Source organism: Streptomyces sp. RPA4-2 (assembly GCF_012273515.2).
In the GTDB taxonomy this organism is placed as follows: domain Bacteria; phylum Actinomycetota; class Actinomycetes; order Streptomycetales; family Streptomycetaceae; genus Streptomyces; species Streptomyces kaempferi.
This window is the reverse complement of the sequence record NZ_CP050975.2, coordinates 8,492,205-8,508,646: the sequence shown is the minus strand read 5'-3', so window position 1 is coordinate 8,508,646 and position 16,442 is coordinate 8,492,205. Positions and strand designations below refer to the sequence as shown.

Annotated in this window: 12 protein-coding genes and 1 pseudogene; 3 read left to right on the top strand and 10 right to left on the bottom strand. The window is 69.5% G+C overall.

What is annotated here, in order from left to right; genetic code table 11:
• The first annotated feature begins 51 nt into the window (after positions 1–51).
• Positions 52–1,050, top strand: a complete 999-nt coding sequence (ilvC, locus tag HEP85_RS37180; RefSeq protein WP_168531832.1) for a ketol-acid reductoisomerase — start codon at positions 52–54, stop codon at positions 1,048–1,050.
• Positions 1,051–1,221: 171 nt separating this feature from the next.
• On the opposite strand, the pseudogene HEP85_RS37175 reads toward ilvC, so the two are convergent.
• From HEP85_RS37175 to HEP85_RS37165, 3 genes and pseudogenes are all read right to left on the bottom strand, one after another.
• Positions 1,222–1,853: pseudogene (locus tag HEP85_RS37175) on the bottom strand (Dyp-type peroxidase domain-containing protein).
• Between the two features lie 182 nt (positions 1,854–2,035).
• Positions 2,036–2,839 (bottom strand): SDR family oxidoreductase, encoded by an 804-nt coding sequence (locus HEP85_RS37170; RefSeq protein ID WP_168531831.1) that lies wholly within the window; start codon positions 2,837–2,839, stop codon positions 2,036–2,038.
• A gap of 93 nt (positions 2,840–2,932) precedes the next feature.
• Positions 2,933–3,388 (bottom strand): VOC family protein, encoded by a 456-nt coding sequence (locus HEP85_RS37165; protein WP_168531830.1) that lies wholly within the window; start codon positions 3,386–3,388, stop codon positions 2,933–2,935.
• Between the two features lie 909 nt (positions 3,389–4,297).
• Here HEP85_RS37165 and HEP85_RS37160 point away from each other — a divergent pair.
• Positions 4,298–4,942, top strand: a complete 645-nt coding sequence (locus HEP85_RS37160; protein ID WP_248002249.1) for a GNAT family N-acetyltransferase — start codon at positions 4,298–4,300, stop codon at positions 4,940–4,942.
• 813 nt (positions 4,943–5,755) lie between these two features.
• Here HEP85_RS37160 and HEP85_RS37155 read toward each other — a convergent pair.
• The 5 genes from HEP85_RS37155 to HEP85_RS37135 form a co-directional block, all read right to left on the bottom strand.
• Positions 5,756–6,523 (bottom strand): SDR family NAD(P)-dependent oxidoreductase, encoded by a 768-nt coding sequence (locus HEP85_RS37155; protein WP_168531829.1) that lies wholly within the window; start codon positions 6,521–6,523, stop codon positions 5,756–5,758.
• Between the two features lie 284 nt (positions 6,524–6,807).
• Positions 6,808–7,155, bottom strand: a complete 348-nt coding sequence (locus HEP85_RS37150; protein WP_168531828.1) for a helix-turn-helix transcriptional regulator — start codon at positions 7,153–7,155, stop codon at positions 6,808–6,810.
• Positions 7,156–7,416: 261 nt separating this feature from the next.
• Positions 7,417–7,899 (bottom strand): MarR family winged helix-turn-helix transcriptional regulator, encoded by a 483-nt coding sequence (locus HEP85_RS37145; RefSeq protein ID WP_168531827.1) that lies wholly within the window; start codon positions 7,897–7,899, stop codon positions 7,417–7,419.
• A gap of 558 nt (positions 7,900–8,457) precedes the next feature.
• A complete protein-coding gene (locus tag HEP85_RS37140) occupies positions 8,458–9,192 on the bottom strand; it encodes a sigma factor (RefSeq protein WP_369658019.1) in 735 nt (244 codons plus the stop codon).
• A gap of 175 nt (positions 9,193–9,367) precedes the next feature.
• Positions 9,368–12,181, bottom strand: coding sequence for an AAA family ATPase (locus HEP85_RS37135; RefSeq protein WP_369658018.1), 2,814 nt, complete (start codon positions 12,179–12,181; stop codon positions 9,368–9,370).
• A gap of 215 nt (positions 12,182–12,396) precedes the next feature.
• Between HEP85_RS37135 and HEP85_RS37130 the strand changes: the two genes are divergently transcribed.
• Positions 12,397–14,181, top strand: coding sequence for an FAD-binding protein (locus tag HEP85_RS37130; RefSeq protein WP_168531826.1), 1,785 nt, complete (start codon positions 12,397–12,399; stop codon positions 14,179–14,181).
• Positions 14,182–14,930: 749 nt separating this feature from the next.
• Here HEP85_RS37130 and HEP85_RS37125 read toward each other — a convergent pair.
• Both HEP85_RS37125 and HEP85_RS37120 read right to left on the bottom strand, forming a co-directional pair.
• Positions 14,931–15,515: a carboxymuconolactone decarboxylase family protein gene (locus HEP85_RS37125; protein WP_168531825.1), complete on the bottom strand. Its 585-nt coding sequence runs from the start codon at positions 15,513–15,515 to the stop codon at positions 14,931–14,933.
• 43 nt (positions 15,516–15,558) lie between these two features.
• Entirely contained in the window at positions 15,559–16,422 is an 864-nt protein-coding gene (locus HEP85_RS37120) for an NAD(P)-dependent oxidoreductase (RefSeq protein ID WP_248002247.1), read from the bottom strand.
• Between the last annotated feature and the right edge of the window lie 20 nt (positions 16,423–16,442).

Below are 16,442 nucleotides of genomic sequence, written 5' to 3'. Positions count from 1 at the left end.
CCGCCTCGGCAATCTTGTTGCCCGGGGAGTTATCCCTGAAAGGTGTGTCTCATGGCTGAGCTGTTCTACGACGCCGACGCCGACCTGTCCATCATCCAGGGCCGCAAGGTCGCGGTCATCGGTTACGGCAGCCAGGGGCACGCCCACGCGCTGTCGCTGCGCGATTCCGGTGTCGATGTCCGTGTCGGTCTGCACGAGGGCTCCAAGTCCAAGGCCAAGGCCGAGGAGCAGGGCCTGCGCGTGGTGACCCCGGCCGAGGCCGCCGCCCAGGCCGACGTCATCATGATCCTCGTCCCGGACCCGATCCAGGCCCAGGTCTACGAGGAGCACATCGCCCCCAACCTGAACGACGGCGACGCCCTGTTCTTCGGCCACGGCTTCAACATCCGCTTCGACTTCATCAAGCCGCCGGCCGGGGTCGACGTGTGCATGGTCGCCCCGAAGGGCCCGGGTCACCTGGTGCGCCGCCAGTACGAGGAGGGCCGCGGTGTTCCCTGTCTCGTGGCCGTCGAGCAGGACGCCAGCGGTGGCGCCTTCGCGCTGGCCCTGTCGTACGCCAAGGGCATCGGCGGCACCCGGGCCGGCGTCATCAGGACGACGTTCACCGAGGAGACCGAGACCGATCTGTTCGGCGAGCAGGCCGTCCTCGCCGGCGGTGTCACCGCATTGGTGAAGGCGGGCTTCGAGACCCTGACCGAGGCGGGCTACCAGCCGGAGATCGCGTACTTCGAGTGCCTGCACGAGCTGAAGCTGATCGTCGACCTCATGTACGAGGGCGGCCTGGAGAAGATGCGCTGGTCGATCTCCGAGACCGCCGAGTGGGGCGACTACGTCACCGGCCCGCGCATCATCACCGATGCCACCAAGGCCGAGATGAAGCAGATCCTCGCCGAGATCCAGGACGGCACGTTCGCCAGGAACTGGATGGACGAGTACCACGGCGGCCTGAAGCGGTACAACGCATACCGGCAGCAGGACTCCGAGCACTTGCTGGAGACCACCGGCAAGCAGCTGCGCAAGTTGATGAGCTGGGTCGACGAGGAAGCGTGACCCCTCGCCCCAGCCGCGGTTGAGGAAGCTGCCCGGACGGTACGTACCCGCGTCGGAACGCAGGCGCCGCCGCATGCACGGGGCGCCCCCGACCGTGCTGCGTCCGTCCGGTCCTGTGCGGACGGAGGCAGCACGGTCGGGGGCAGCGGGGACTCGGCTCTCCTCTCCCGATCAGTCGTGTATGCCGGTCCGAGCGGCGGCGGAGACCTCGACGGCCGGCGCTTCGGGCAGGTCTTCCAGGAAGTCCGCGGTGGGCGTGAAGAACAGGGAGCCCGTGACCGAAGTGGAGAAATCCAGAATGCGGTCGTACCGCGCTGTCGACGTGCCCAGGAACATCCGCTCCAGCATCGTCTCCGTGACCTCGGGGCTACGCGCCAGCCGATGAAATAGGTGCCGAACTCCCCACGGCCCACGGATCCGAACGGCCAGTCGGCCCATGATCTCCGCGGCGAGCGCGAAGCACAGGTCCAGCCGTGAGGCGCAGAGGTGGAACAGCAGGTCGCCAGGGGTGGCGACAGCTCGGTGCACGGGACGTGCAGAGCCCTGAAAGGATGCAGCCGGGCCGGGCGCGGTCCGGCGAACAGGCGGTCCCAGGCGTGCGAACCGATGCCGGTGACGCAGCTCAGCCTGCCAGCGGGCTGGGCCCGGAACCCCACGGCCCGTTCCAGTCAGCCGAGGTCGGACAGCAGCTCGCGAACGGTGGCCTCGCCGCCGCTGTCGACCGTGACGACCAGGAAGACCGCCGCGCTGGTCGGTGGAGGCAGAACCATCTGAGGCACCGGTTCTGTGGCTTCTCCGGACATGAATCATCCTCTTTGTCTTCGGCCGCAGCAGCGGCAGTGGCTTTTTTCCTCCAGGAGCTCGGCCAGGCATCCGTGCGCGCTCCGGCCCTCTCCACGGTCCGGTCGGGTCAGGACCGGACGGCCAGGGCGAGAGGAAGAGCCGCCGATGCGGGGGCGCCCTCGTCGGTGACCGATTCCATGCCCTAAGAAGGGATGTCGGGAGCGGGGCGACTGTTGAACCATTCCCGGTAGGTCGTCTGCGCGATGAAGGCGCCAGCACCAGGAAGAAGGTCCGAGGGCCGAGGCCGGGCTCCGAAGAACGGGCTGCGGACGTCCGTGAAGACCCGGCGGTACTCGAGATGCGCCGGGAGTGCGGCACGTATGAAGGCGTCCAGCCTGAACTTCTCCGGGCCGGCGATCTCATGGACGCCGATCAGAGGTCGGGACACTGCGGTATGCGCGAGCAACATGGCCACGTCCGTCAGGGCCACCGGCCGCACTTCGAGCGGTGGCACCCGTACGATCCCGTCCTCGGTGCCCGCAGTCGCTATGTCCTCGGCTGACTCGAACATCTGCGTGGCGCGAAGTATGGAATAGGACGTTCCTGACCGCTGAACAAGCGATTCCTGAGCCTGGAGAACGCGGAAGACGCCCTCACTTCCGATCCGGTCCACGCCAACGACGGACAAGGAGACATGATGCTTGACACCAGCGGCCTTCTCGGCCCGGAGAAGCCCGCTGGTGGAACAGAGCCATGATCTGGCGAGACTCTCCTCGTCCACGACAAGGCTCTGGCCCTCGATGAGGGTTCCAGCGGCCAGGGACGGCTGACACGAAAGGTCAATCACCACCGCGCAGTCGTGCAGGGCCGCGGCGATCTCTTCTCGGCTGAGCGAGTGAAGACCCTCGGGTGCCGAGATCACGTCGACTTCGTGTCCGTGATCCCGGACCCAGAGCGCGGTCTCGACGCCTATGAGTCCGCCGTCGTCGACCACAACGACCTTCATTCGGAGAATCTCCCATGCCAAGGGAAACGCGCGGACGTCAGTGGGACACCGTCGTCATGCGGTTTCGCCTCCGCGGACGCACGGTCCTGGTGCTCACCTGGACTCTGCGGGTGTTTCCGCATGGATCCCCGCGAGCAGACCGGTGGACTGGCCCACCTCGATGAGGTAACCGTCGGGGTCGCGCAGGTAGCAACGCAGCTCGGCCCCGCGGTCGACGGGCTCGGTGAGGAAGTCGGCCCCCTGTGCGACGGCGTGGGCGTGGAAAGCGGCCATGTCGGCCACCCGCACATTGAGGAAGCTGGACACACGCTCACCGCTCCGGGGTGCCTCCAGTGTGACCCCCGGCTTGTCAGGCGTGGGCCCGCCTCCGGGATTCATGATGATCCAGCTGTTGGCGACCTTGACCATCGCCGGGTTCTCCTCCATCACGACCTCGCCGCCGAAGACGTCGGCATAGAAGCGCCGGGACACGGCCACATCACGCACTGTCAGGAAATGCGTGAGGAGGAGGCCATGCCGCGGTGCGGGCAGTTCCCCGTGAGGTGTCATCGTCCGTCATCCCTTTCATGAGCCCGAAGTGTCGAGGGTCAGGCCAGATGCTCCTGCTCCCCTGCGCTTACGCAGGTGCGGCGATGACACCTGCATGCAGCTGGGGGGTTTGACCGGACAGGCAGCCGATCTGTGACACCGACGGTCGTCTGAATGCGGTGACGTATGGTCAGGGACACCGCCACGCTCGCCGCCACCCCACCGGCGCACAGACCCGCCCACGTACCCGCGAACGTACAGGCCAGGATCGCGGCGGCGGTCATCGGCAGGACGCCCCGCTGTCGCAGGGACGGCTTTTGTAGCGACGTGCATGCGGGAGCCAGGTGAAGAAGACGAATCCCGCCGTGGGAACGGTGACCGCGGCGGCGGCACTCAGGGTGCTGATGGGGGCCTCGCCGGTGACCTGCTCGATCGCTGTGTGGAGTCCTGCGCCGAAGGTCGTGCACGGCGTGCCGCCGGCGCGCGAGCAGGCGACAGAGGCCGACGAGCTCCTGGAAGGTGAACAGCGCGTTCCACGCACACGGTGGTCCACAATGGCAATGGGAGGGGGCCGGAGCGGCAGGTGAGCGACACGCCGAACTGGCTTGGACTCCCGGTGATCGGCAGGAGTTCGGACGAGGGGCCGCACGCAGGAACAGCGACGCGCCCGCCACTCCACTCCCCCGAGCCCCCGTCAGGCAGCAGACCAGCGCAATGAAGAAGGCCATGTTCATGGTGAGTGCAGCAAGGGCGATCGGCACGCCACACGACGACCAGACGCAAGCACCCAGCGCTGCTCAGGACCCTGGCTTGGCGGCGTCGGTGTTCGCCAATTTCCGTCAGTACCTCATGGGTTGGGATGCGGCGGGCCGTCCCGGATCCGTCCTCGATCAGTTCCGCAGCGGGCTTGCCGCCCCACAGTTCAACGGCGTGCTGCGAGTGCGGTCCGCGCCCTCGGTCGGGCAGGCTGTGGCTGCCGCCCGCACAGACCTGGCGGGTCTTCCGTGGTGGTGGTGGGTCGGTCCCGACAGCCCCGAGGGCACCGCCGCCGCCCTGGAACGCCACGGAGGATGGGAACTCGCCGTCCTTCCGGTGATGGTGAGGCCGCTCGGCCACCCGGACGACACGCTCGCTCCGGCCGGTTCGGACGATGCGCGCGCCGGCCTGCGGGTGGAGACGGTCCGGGACGGGGAACGGCTGGAGGACCTGGTCCGGACGTACCGGACGTCGATGGGTATCGCCTCCGGCCTGGAGGCCGAGATGGTGCGCATCGAGTCGCAACGCGCGGACAACGCGGACATCGTCCGGCTGGCCGCGGTACTGGACGGCCAGGTGGTCGGGTCGACGGTGGTGATCACCGCCCACGCAGTGGCCGGCATCTTCCTCGTGCACGTGGCCGAAGCACATCGTCGGCGAGGTATCGGTGCGGCTCTGACGACCGCCGCGCTCCGGGTCGGACAGGAGAGGGGAATGCGCTGCGCCGCGCTCGTGGCGAGCCCCGCGGGGGAGCCACTGTACCGGCGCTTCGGCTTCACGAAGATGGCCGAGTACCACCTGTTCGCCTTCCCGGCCTGAGCTGCCGCCCGCCAGGTCCGTAGGCGTGTCGCCGAGGGCCCGGGTCTTCGGGCCGAACCGGGGAACGGGCCCTCGTGCGTTCGCGGCCAACCGCTGCGCCGGCATCCGCTGCCGGTGGACGCGCCAGGCACATGGTGGGCGAAGATCTTTCCCCCGGACCCGGCCGACGGGGTCCGAACGGTGTGCAGCCATGGCACACGAGACCGATGGAGGAGCGCTCCGGGTGCCCTGGGCACTTCGCTGCCGCACCACGCCGTCGACCCGGACGACGACCGCGTCGGCGCCGGGCGCACCTGCCGCGCCGCTCTCCCCGCCGGACAGAAGCTGTCCTGCGGCACCTACGGTTTCGGGACCTGCGTTACGTGTGCCCGGCGCGCGACGTGACGCGGCGCGGCACGCCGACCGCTCAGGTGCGCAACACAGGGCCGCCCACCGTGTACGTCACCGTCGACGGCCGCGGAGAAGCCGTCCCAGAGGCACCGGCAGCGCTCCTCCTTCATGGGCCCTATCTCAGAACACCGTGGTACCCGAGCGGGTCGCTTCTTTGTGAGAGGGCTCGCGTCGGGCGGGTCACTGACTGCCATGCGGTGTCACCCAAGACACTGTTTGCCCGGGCGGAAGACGACCGGGATCAGGACGTTTCCCGGAAGCCGGACCGGCCCCAGTCGGCCGGAAGCACGACGTGCGTGCCCCCGCCGGTCTCGTCCACCAGGTGCTCGCGGATGCTCTCGGACCGGGCCGTCCTCGTGCGGATCGGCCGCCTTCGCGGCAGGGACCCTCAGCCCGCTGTGACGGCGGCCGAGAGCAGCGAGGTCAGATGAGTTCCAGCCCGCCGTCGACGGTGATCACCTGACCGGTCGCATGGCGCCCTGCCGGGTCGGCCATCCGAAGGATCCAGTGAGCCATCTCTTCCGCGTCCGCGATGCGGCGGGTGGGGATGCGCTCGCGCTCATAGGCGTACATGTCGTCGGCGGCCTCGGGAGTGTAACCCGCGTGCAGCATGACGTCGGTGCGGGTGGGGCCGGGAGCCACGGAGTTGACGCGAACACCGTCACCTGCGAGTTCCAGGGCCCAGCTTCGCGTCATCTGTTCGACGGCGGCCTTGGTGGCCGAATAGTGCGCGCCACCCGCCATGGGACGGTGCCCGTAGGTGCTGGAGAGGTTGATGATGGTGCCGGAGGTCCTCCGCAGGTGCGGCAGGGCCTCATGCGCCAGGAGGCTGGGCGCGACGACGTTGAGCGCGAGCAGATCGACGATCGTCTGCTTGTCGGTCTCCGCCAGTGGCATGACCGCCGTCGCACCGGCGTTGTTGATCAGATGGTCGAGCCGTCCCCACCGCTCCACGGCGGCACTGACGACCTTGGCGGGTGCCCCGTCGGCACACACGTCGATCGCCAGGACCTCGATGTCGGCATGGGCCGCAGCGGTCTCCTTCAGCGGTTGCTCACGGCGGCCCACGCCGAGTACGTGTGCGCCTGCCTCGGCGAAGGCGACGGCCGTGGCCCGGCCGATACCGGTCCCGGCACCGGTGACGATCGCGACGTGGCCTGAGAAGGCCTGGTCGGGGGAGTTCGCGGACATCAAGGACTCCTTGTTCGATGTTCGTTGTACATAGAACACTATGGCCAGACACTGTGGTCGCGTCAAACACGGAAGTACCGGAGATGACATCCTTGGCAGATACGGCAACGGCGATCCACGCAAACCAACGTGTGCTTTCAACCGTATGTTGTGCTCACGGTGCGCGGCGTGCGGCAGGGAAGGGGCCCGCCCCTGTGGCAGCGGCACGCGTCAAGGGGCCCCGCGGCGGCAGGTCGCCGCCCGGGGCTCACAGATCATCGCGCATGGGGCCGAGCAGGAACGGGTTACGTCGTCTCGTCGCGCTCGGTGACATGCCCTCCGGTGCCGTCGGCGGCAGCGGCGGACAGCAGCGCCGGCAAGAGGCCGGGGAAACGGGCCTCAAGGGCGTCACGTCGCAGCCTCACATAGCAGCGCGTGCCCTCCTGCCGGGTCTGCGTGACACCCGCCTCGCGCAGCATCTTCAGATGATGACTGAGCGTGGACTTGGCGACGGGAGCGCTGAACCGCCCCCACCCTCGTTCGGCGCCGTCGGACAGGATCCGGACGATCCCCAGCCGTGTCGGATCACCCAACGCTCCCAGCAGGCGCGGCAGGGTGATGTCGCTGTCGGCAGGTGACGAGTGGTCCGGCATGCCGGCCATGCTACCGAACGTTCGGCACGCGTCGAACTTCGCGGTGCGAACGCGCCCGGACGCCACGGTGACCGGGACGCGGCTCCGGCCGCCGCCTTCGGGGCCTGCGCACCGCCGTGTCGCACAACGGTGTGTGTCCCGCCGAGTCCCACCTCCCCGGTGCGTGACGACCAGCACCCCCACGCGGTGAGCCAAGCGCTTCAGACGAACCGGCTCAGGAGACCCCTCTGCGGGGGCGACGCACAACCGGGCCGCAGCCCCTCAATGTGCGGGTACTTGTCGGTCGTCCGGTTGAGCAGTCGGGTCGTCCCTGCTCCCCCTGAGGTACCGGAGCAGATCTTCGTCGCTGTTGTCGGCACCGAGTTGCCGTACGACCTCCTCGACCGCCTGCTGGAGAAGCGGTGAACCCAACTGCAGCACGTCGTGTGCGAGGGCGGTGAGTTCGATCTCGACGCTCCTACGGTCGTGCGGCGAGGTGTGCGTGGTGATCAGGCCGCGGTCGCGCAGGCGGGTCACAAGACGGCTGGTAGCGGACTGGCTCAGCCCTATCCCGTCTGCCAGGTCGTTGAGGTAAAGCAGGCCTGTACCGGCCCGCACGCCCTCCCGCAGGGTCTGAAGGGCGTAGAACTCGCTCACTCCCAGGCCCAGATGCTGATGAAGGCGTCGCTCCATCTGGGCCTCGATCCGACGATGGACACGGCTCAGCCTGTTCCACTGCGTGATCAACGTGGCATCGTCACTCATGGGCGATGGCCTCCCTGCTGTCCGCGGCGTCCGACGGCCTCCTGCCGGAACGACACGTCGGCAGGAAACTGCAGCGAGCGAGCGGCCGCCGCTTGTCTGCATCATGTAGACAAGACCGGCTTCATCGTTGTGACAACCTTGGTGCCCTTGTCTCACGAGTACCGCGTTCGACAGAGCCACAGCCGATCCCGAGCGTTCGCCTCGCTGCGACTCCTGTTCGACGATCCTGACCTTCACGTCTCCTCAGGATTTCTCCGACGTGGCCACCGGCTGGGTGACCTCGACACGGTGGGTGGACGACCGCGACGCCCGAGGCTCCGGTGGTCGTCGGCGTCCGGGCGACGGGCCGGCGCGTTCAGCTCGTAGCCACCGGACCTGTTCAAGGCCGGTTCGCCCTGGGCGGCCAGGCGGTGCCACATCTTCGGCAGGCACCGTTTCGGCGTGCCGCGCGGCACGCCTCCGTGGGCACGAGCCGCTTCTCTCTCCCCCCGCCGGCGCCTTGCCGTGCGCACCGCACGCTCGCCGAGCCGAGTGCCCCGTCCGTCGTGCCGCCTGCTCTCACGCGGCGTGCCGGGCGGGCAGGTGAGCCGGATCAGGGGATCGGTGGGCCGACGGTACCAAGCGGTGAACACGGCCCTCGGAGACGAGAAGCCGCACGAGGTCCTCCATGTCCCCCGTGCCGGCCGCGGTCCGGAACGCGGTGACGAGGCGACGGTGCGCGTCAGCGGCGACTGGCCGCTCGCGGTCGCATTCGAGACGGGCCTGCGCGCGGTGGACCACCACGCGCGCGTGCGGGGCGTTGATCCGCAGCAACTCCGCGAGTTCGGCATAGGCGTAGCCGAAACCCTTCCGCAGCACGTAGGCGGTCACTCGATCCGGCGTCAGTCTCGCCATGAGCAGGGCCAGGGCCGCCTCGAGCGCCGCGGCCTGCTCGGCACGCTGCACGGGATCCGGGGCGGACGGGTCGCCGATGTCGGCCGACTGCCATTCGGCCGGGGTCTCGTGGCGGTGCCACCCCGACTGGATGACGTTGATCGCCAGACGGGTCGTGGCCGTGGTCAGGAACGCGGCCGGATTCTCGATCGTGGCGCGGTGGGTGAGCTGCCAGCGCAACCACGCCTCCTGTACCACGTCTTCCGCTCTCGAGGCATCTCCGAGAATGCGGTAGGCGATGCGGAACAGCCGTGTCCGCTGGGCCAGGAAAATCTCGAGGGCGTGGGACAGGCCGTCCTCGTCCGACCGGGCGACCGGGGGTTGGGCCGGCGTCGTCGTCTCCGGGCTGGGTGCGGACATCGGGGACTCCTCTTCGTGGACAGGCACCCCTCTGGGGCGATGGGTCCACCCTCGGTCCGCAGCCTCCCGCACCGCGCCCTTGTAGCCCGTGGTCGAGTCCGTGGGGACCCCCGGGGTTCCCGGGGTCCCGGGGGTCCCAGGGTCCCGGGGGTCCCGGGGGTCCCGGCCCCGGCCCTCAGCCCGCCGACACCGGGCCCTCGTCCCTGGTGTCCGTGGCCAGGGTGCTCGCGAGGGTACCCGGCAGCGCGCGACGTGAGTTGATCCCGAGCTTTGTGTACACCTTCCGTAGGTGCCACTCCACGGTGTGGGGGCTGATGAACAGCTCCGCGCCGATCCTCGCGTTCGTCATGCCGTCGGCGGCCAGCGTCGCGACCTGCGACTCCTGGGGGGTGAGAGCGCTCGTCGGCTTGGTCTCCCGCGCCCTGACGTGCTCGCCGGTGGCGAGCAGCTCGCGGCGAGCCCGCTCGGCGAACGCGTGTGCCCGCATTCCGTCGAACATCGAGTGCGCCGTGCGCAGGTGCTCCCGGGCCAGCGACCGGCGCTGGCTGCGGCGCAGCCACTCGCCGTACAGCAGGTGGGTGCGTGCCACCTCCACGGTCACACCGCCGCGGCCGAACTCCTCGATCGCGGTCCGGTACAGACGATCGGCCTCGTCACCGTCGGCAAGGAGAGCCTGGCTGCGGGCGCTGGCGCCACGAGCCCATCCGGAGTCGGCGGCACGGGTGAGTTCGACCAGCCGGGCCAGCGAGGCGCGGGCCTGGTCGAGTTGACCGCACCGGGTGGCGGCCTCGACGTGTTCGACCAGCGACAGGCCGGTGAAGTTGAATCCATCGTGCTCGACGCCCGTGCGAGCGGCCTCCAGGGCCTCCTCGTAGCGTGCCAGGCCGTTGAACAGGACGCCTTGGATGTAGCCCATGGCGCCCAACAGGGACACCTCACCCTGTTGTTCGGCGCTCTGCCTGGCTTCTTCGATGATGCCGGCGGCGACGTCCGCCTCGCCTCGCCACGCGGCCAGGACCAGCGTCGCGTACTTGTGCGGGGCGTGGCCGGTCGCGGCGGCGAGCGCGTCGGCTTCGTCGATCATCCTGGCCGCCTCGGCGAAGTCGCCGTGGTGGATGTGCACGCCGCCGAGGTAGATGAGAGCCGGTGGCAGCGCGCCGAGCGCTCCGATGTCACGGGCCAGGCGCACCGCGCGACTCGCCAGCGTGTCCCACGCGTGCAGGTCCCAGGCGTAGTGGATGAACGCCTCCAGCGCGACCGGGGCCAGCAGGAGCCAGCGCATGGTCGCCTCCCGGGTGTCGAGCTCCTCGTCCGCGAGCGGCTCCAGCGCGCGGCGCAGTGCCGGGACACCGGCCTCGTACCCGTCCGCGAGGAGTGCGGCCACACCATCCAGGAGGAGGTCGGCGGCCTTGGAGCCCGAAGGCGGGGCCCCGGACCCGCGGGCCGCGATCGCGGCAGCGCGGGCACCTGTGGGACCGTGGACCCGGTCCGCGAAGATGGTCGCGCTGATCGCCTCCAGGTACGTCTCCCGCGCCAGGGGCGACCCGGCGGCGGTGAACTGCGCCGCGGCATCGAGGAGCAGAGGTGCCGCCTCGTCGCTGCGGCTGCGGGCGAAGAGGATCCTGGCCCGCAGCCGCGCCAGGCGGGCACGGTCCAGGGGGCTCAGGGGGCACAGTTCGGCCACCGTCGCCAGCTCCGTGGCCCGGTCGGGCGCGGCGGCCGAGAAGTGCGCCTCGGCGGCCGCGAGGGCTCGGCGCCCCCGCGGCCGCGGGTCCGGTGTCACCTCGGCCGCGCGTTCCAGCAGTGCCGCCTCGGCCGCGATGCCACCGCGCTGCCGTGCGCGGTCGGCGGCCTGCTCCAGCCCCGCGGCGACCTCCTCGTCCGGCCCGTCGGCGGCCTCGGCGGCGTGCCAGGCGCGCCGGTCGGGGTCCAGGACCGGGTCCGTGGCCTCGGCCAGCGCCCGGTGTACCGCTCGGCGTTCTTCGGGCTCGGCTCCGTGGTAGACCGCCGAACGGGCCAGCGGATGTCGGAACCGAACCGACTCACCGAACTCGATCAGGCCGGCCGCCTTGGCCGGGCCCGCTTGAAGGGTGATCTGGAGAGAGGCGGCTGCGCGGACCAGCAGGCGCGCGTCACCGACCGGTTCCGCCGCGGCGATCAGGAGCAGTGTCCGGGTCGCCGCCGGCAGCGAACCGAGCCGGCTGGCGAAATCCCGTTCGATACGGCTCGCAACCGGCCCCTGGGTGCTCGGGTGACTCGACGGGTCCAGACCGTACGCCAACTCGGCGGCACTGCGACCACGGGAGAATTCGAGCAGCGCGAGTGGGTTGCCGTGCATCTCGGCCACGAACCGGTCCCGGACACGCTTCTCCAGCCGCCCGCCGACGGCGGCCTCGAGGAGCTCTCCGGCCGCGGCGGTGTCGAGACCGTCGATCCGCAGCGCCGGCAGACCGTTGAGTGCGGTCTGTCCCTCAGGGTCGCGCACCGCGAACGCCATGGCGACCGCCTCGGCAAGCAGTCGCCGCGCCACGAACTCCAGGGTCTGCAGGGACACCTGGTCCAGCCACTGCGCATCGTCGACCAGAATCAGCACCGGTCGGGACTCCGAGGCCCGGGTGAGCAAAGTGAGCACGGCGAGGCCGACCAGGAAGCGATCGGGCGGATCTCCGGCCGCCATCCCGAACGCCACGCGGAGGGCGTCGCGCTGGGGTTCCGGCAGCTCGTCGAGCTCGGGCAGGAACGGTGCGCACAGTTGGTGCAGGCTCGCGTAAGGCAGCTCCATGTCGGCCTCGATGCCGTGCGCCCAGGTCACTTTCACCCGTGACGCCTGCATGGCGAGGTATTTCAGAAGCACGGACTTCCCGATGCCGGCTTCGCCACGGACCACCAGTACTCGGGACTCACCTTCACGAGGGCCGACCAGCAGGTCGTCGAGCGCCGCACACTCGCGATGCCGGCCGACCAGGTCGGGGAGCGGGCTGGCGATCACGCGACGCAGCTCCTTCGTCGAATCAAGGGATGAAAGGCACCCACAACATTGTCGGAACGATCCTTGTAACGATACCTGGACCGCTCCCCACACCTTGTGTCGAATTGTTGTGACGGACTCCACGCAGGAAAAACCCCCGAGGCTGTCACAAACGAGCCCGCGATCCGGTCGACCACTACCTATGATCTTGCCCGTCCGCTGTCGCTGGAGGTCCCATGTCTTCGCTCGGACATCAGCTCGCCACGTCCGTTCTCGTGGTCGGAGCCGGTGGGTCAGGCCTCCAGGCCGCCATCGAAGTCGCGGAGGCCGGTGTCGCGGTCATCGCGATGGCCAAAGGCGCCGCCGACGATGTCCACACTGTGGATGTCCACACTGTGATGGCATCCGGAGGTTCCGAGCGGGCGCCGGCCGCCGCCGACATGGGTGACATGTGGGAACGGCATGCGGCCGACACGTTGTGGGAGGGCCGACTGCTGGCCGACCCACGCACCGCACAGATCGTGGCCCGCTGTGCCGCGCAGGGTTTCCACGACGCGGGGCGCTACGGCACGCGCCTCGACCGGCAGGGTCACGGGGGGCCGGCCGAGCGCGGGTTCGACGACCAGACGTACCGTCGCAGCGTTTTCGCTGACGAACGCACCGGCCCGGAGGTGCGGCGAGCGCTCCGCGAACGCGTGAGGCAACTCGCCATTCCCGTCCTGCCGAGCGTGTACGTCACCCGGTTGCTGGTCGACGACGGGACGGTGTTCGGTGCCTATGGATTCGACCTCGTCGACGGCTCGCGCTACCTCGTGCACGCCGACTCCGTGATCCTCGCGGCCGGAGGGCACACGCGCATCTGGAAACGTGCCTCCTCGCGTCGCGACGAGAACACCGGCGACGCCTTCCGCCTCGCCGTCGAGGCGGGCGCCCGGTTGCGCGACCCCGAGCTGGTGCAGTTCCACCCCTTCGGGCTGATCAGGCCGGAGAGCGCGGCCGGCATGCTCGTCAGCGAGGCGGCACGCGACGAGGGTGGCGTCCTGCTCAACAACCTCGGTGAGCGGTTCATGACGCGCTACGACGCCGAGCGGATGGAACTCTGCAGCCGGGACACGGTGGCGTCGGCGTCCTACACGGAGATCAAGGAGGGCCGCGGCACACGGCCAGGCGGTGTGTGGCTCGACCTGTCCCACCTGCCGCGTGAGACGGTACTGTCGCGGCTGCCGCGGGTGCACCAGACCCTGTGGGACCTGCAGATGCTCGACATCACCCGCGACCCGATCGAGGTGGCGCCGACCGCCCAATACGCCATGGGCGGTGTCTGGGTCCGGCCTGAGGACCACGGCACCGATGTCAACGGACTCTTCGTGATCGGGGAGGCGGCCAGTGGTCTGCACGGCGCGAGCCGGTTGGAGGAGAACTCGCTGATCGAACTGCTCGTCTACGGCCGAATCGCCGGCCGGGCCGCCGCGGAGTACTCGGCCGGACTCAGCGCCCTGCGACGGTCGCCGGCGACGGTTCGTGCCGCGGAGGCGGACGTGGACCGGCTCCTGGCCGCCGACGGCGACCAGAACGTCCGGGCCCTGCTGCGGTCGGTGCGCCACCTGATGACGGAGCGCGCCGGTGTCGTGCGGGACGAGACGGGTCTGGCCGCCGGGCTCGTCGAACTCGACGAGATCGAGGCCCGCATGGGGGACATGGGTGTGCACATCGACATCGGCGGCTTCCAGGACCTCGCGTACGCCTATAACCTCAGGTCCGCCGTTCTCGCCGCTCGCGCGACACTCGAGTGCGCGCTGGAGCGGCGTGAGACGCGCGGCTGCCACAACCGGTCCGACTACCCCGATGCCGACCCGGACCTGACAGTCAACCTTGTGTGGTCCCCCACGACCGGGGTGCGGCGCGAGCCCGTCCCTCCCATCCCCACCGCCATCGCCGAGTTGATGCACGGCGTCTCGGCCGACGTCAGGTCGCTGGAGCGGGAGCCCGCCCGGCGGGCGCCGCTGTCGGAGCGCGACTGACCGGATCGGCGCGTCGCAGGCCGCGTCCGCCGGTTCCACGCCCGGACCCCAGGATCCCGTGATCCCGACGACGATCCGGTGGGCCGCCGGACCGATGGCCGGCTTCGACTCAGCGGCAACAGACAAGGGAGCCACCGGGCGTGGGACAGGTAAGGGGGCACCTCGCCTGGGCTGATCGCCCGGGTTCGGCTCGGGACCCTCGGAAAGCACGATTGCTCTTCGCCGCGCTCTGGGCTGCCAGCGCGGTGTGCTGGATGGCCTCGGGCAGAGTGCGGCCGCTGCGCGTGCCGATGTGGTCGGCGTAGCGGATCGTGGAGGTCAAACCTGCCGCGATTCGACCAGCGTATCGCCGCACGTCCGTGGTCAGAGTTGTGAGTCCGCGTGCGCGCAGTGGCCGTGGGCCAGTCTGCCGCTCCAGGGTCCGGCCGCTGGAGCGACAGGCCTTTGCCTGCCCCTCACAGGGAACTGGCCTGAGCCCCGAAGAAACAGACACCGCGTCCGACTCCGCTGGACCGGAACAAGCCGGTGATTCGGCGGGATGCTCGAGGCGGGCCTTGACGCGCCGCCGAAGCAGAGTCCGGGGCGGAGACTTCGGCGCAGCCCGGTGAAGAGGCCGCGCTCCCGCGGGAATCCCGAGTGGCCGCACCGAGCCGGGCCGAAGGTGAGTGTGCACGGAATGGACGACAACTGTCGGAACGTGACCCCGATGTCCGTGCTCGCCACCCTCCCGGTGACCATCTCATCCGCCGTCAGACGGCGGCGTCCACCGCGGACGGCGGCTCACCGAGGTCGAGATCGAAGTCCATCACCCGGTGGAAGCGGGTGAGAGCGTTCCACAAACCGACCGACATGACGAACTCGACGAGTTCCCGCGGCTCGAAGCTGTCCCGCACCTGCGAAAGCAACTCGGGGCCGACGCCGGTCGCGCTGTCGTCGCGGCTGGTCAGCGGCAGGTCGACCGTGAGTGCGTGGGTGAACCGAAGGGCAAGCTGCTCCCTGCTGGTGAAGGAGGCGAAGTCACCGGCGGCCAGCCGCTCCAGGTCCGCCTCGCTCACCCCCTTCGCCAGCGCGGAGTAACAACGATGGCTCGTGGTGTAGCGGCAGTGGTTCAGCAACGACACGTAGACCGCGGTGAGTTCCTTGATGCGCTGGTCCAGCTCACCAGGACCGCTGACTGCGCGGACGAACGGCAGGTACGTGGTGAACATACCCGGACAGTTGGCGATGGCCAGCCACGTGTTCAGCAGCTTGCCGAACGACGCCTCCCCCGCCTCGATCAGCGGCAAATCGGTCGGGTCGATCAGTTCCCTGGTCACCAAGGGCACGAGCGCCATGAAAACATCCTCCTCGGATTGGATTGGTGAGGTGGTCCGTCAGTCAGCCTTTTCGCAGCACTTCCGCGATGGACGCCCAGTCGTGGTCAGCCATGCCCAGGTTGATCGCGGTCTGGAACATCTGCCGCAGGGCTGGCATGGCGGGCAGTTCCAGTCCGACCGAATCGGCGGCGGCTTCGGCCAGGCCGAGATCCTTGTTGCCCAGGGCGGTGCGGAAACCGGCCGGCAGGTAAGCGCGGTCCGACATCTCCTTGCCGTAGCCCTGGTACACCGGGCCTGGCAGCAAGGTTCCTGTGATCAGCTCGTGCAGGTCGTGTGCGTCGACTCCGTGGCGTTCCGCCAGAGTGAAGCCCTCCGCCATCGCCTCCAACGCGTGAATGATCAGCAGGTTCATGGTGATCTTCACGACGTTGGCCTGCCACGGCTGCTCCCCCACCCTCCAGGTGCGCCGGCCGACCGCCGAGAACACCGGCTCCAGGAGGTCGACCAACGCGCTGTCACCGGCGGCGAGCAGGTTGAGCTGCCCCGCCTCCGCGACGGCCGGGCGCCCCAGCACCGGGACGGCCAGATAGCCGACTCCGGCGGCCTTGTGCCGCTCGGCCATGGCGCGCCCGGCGGCAACCGAGATCGTCGACATGCTGACGTGGACGGCGTTCGGCCCCGCCTCCGTGAGCACTGACTCCTCGAAGACAGCGGTGACTGCGGTGTCATCGGCCAACATCGACAGCACCGGCCCGGCGGCGAACAGGTCGGCTACGGAGCCCGCGCGCTCAGCGCCCAACGCTACGAGTTCACCGACGGCCGCGGGCGACCGGTTCCAGACGGTCACCCCGTGTCCCTTCGCGAGCAGGCGGCGGACCATGCCCTTACCCATGTTGCCGAGACCGGCAACTGACACCTGTGCCATGTGAAGCTCCTTCTGCCGAC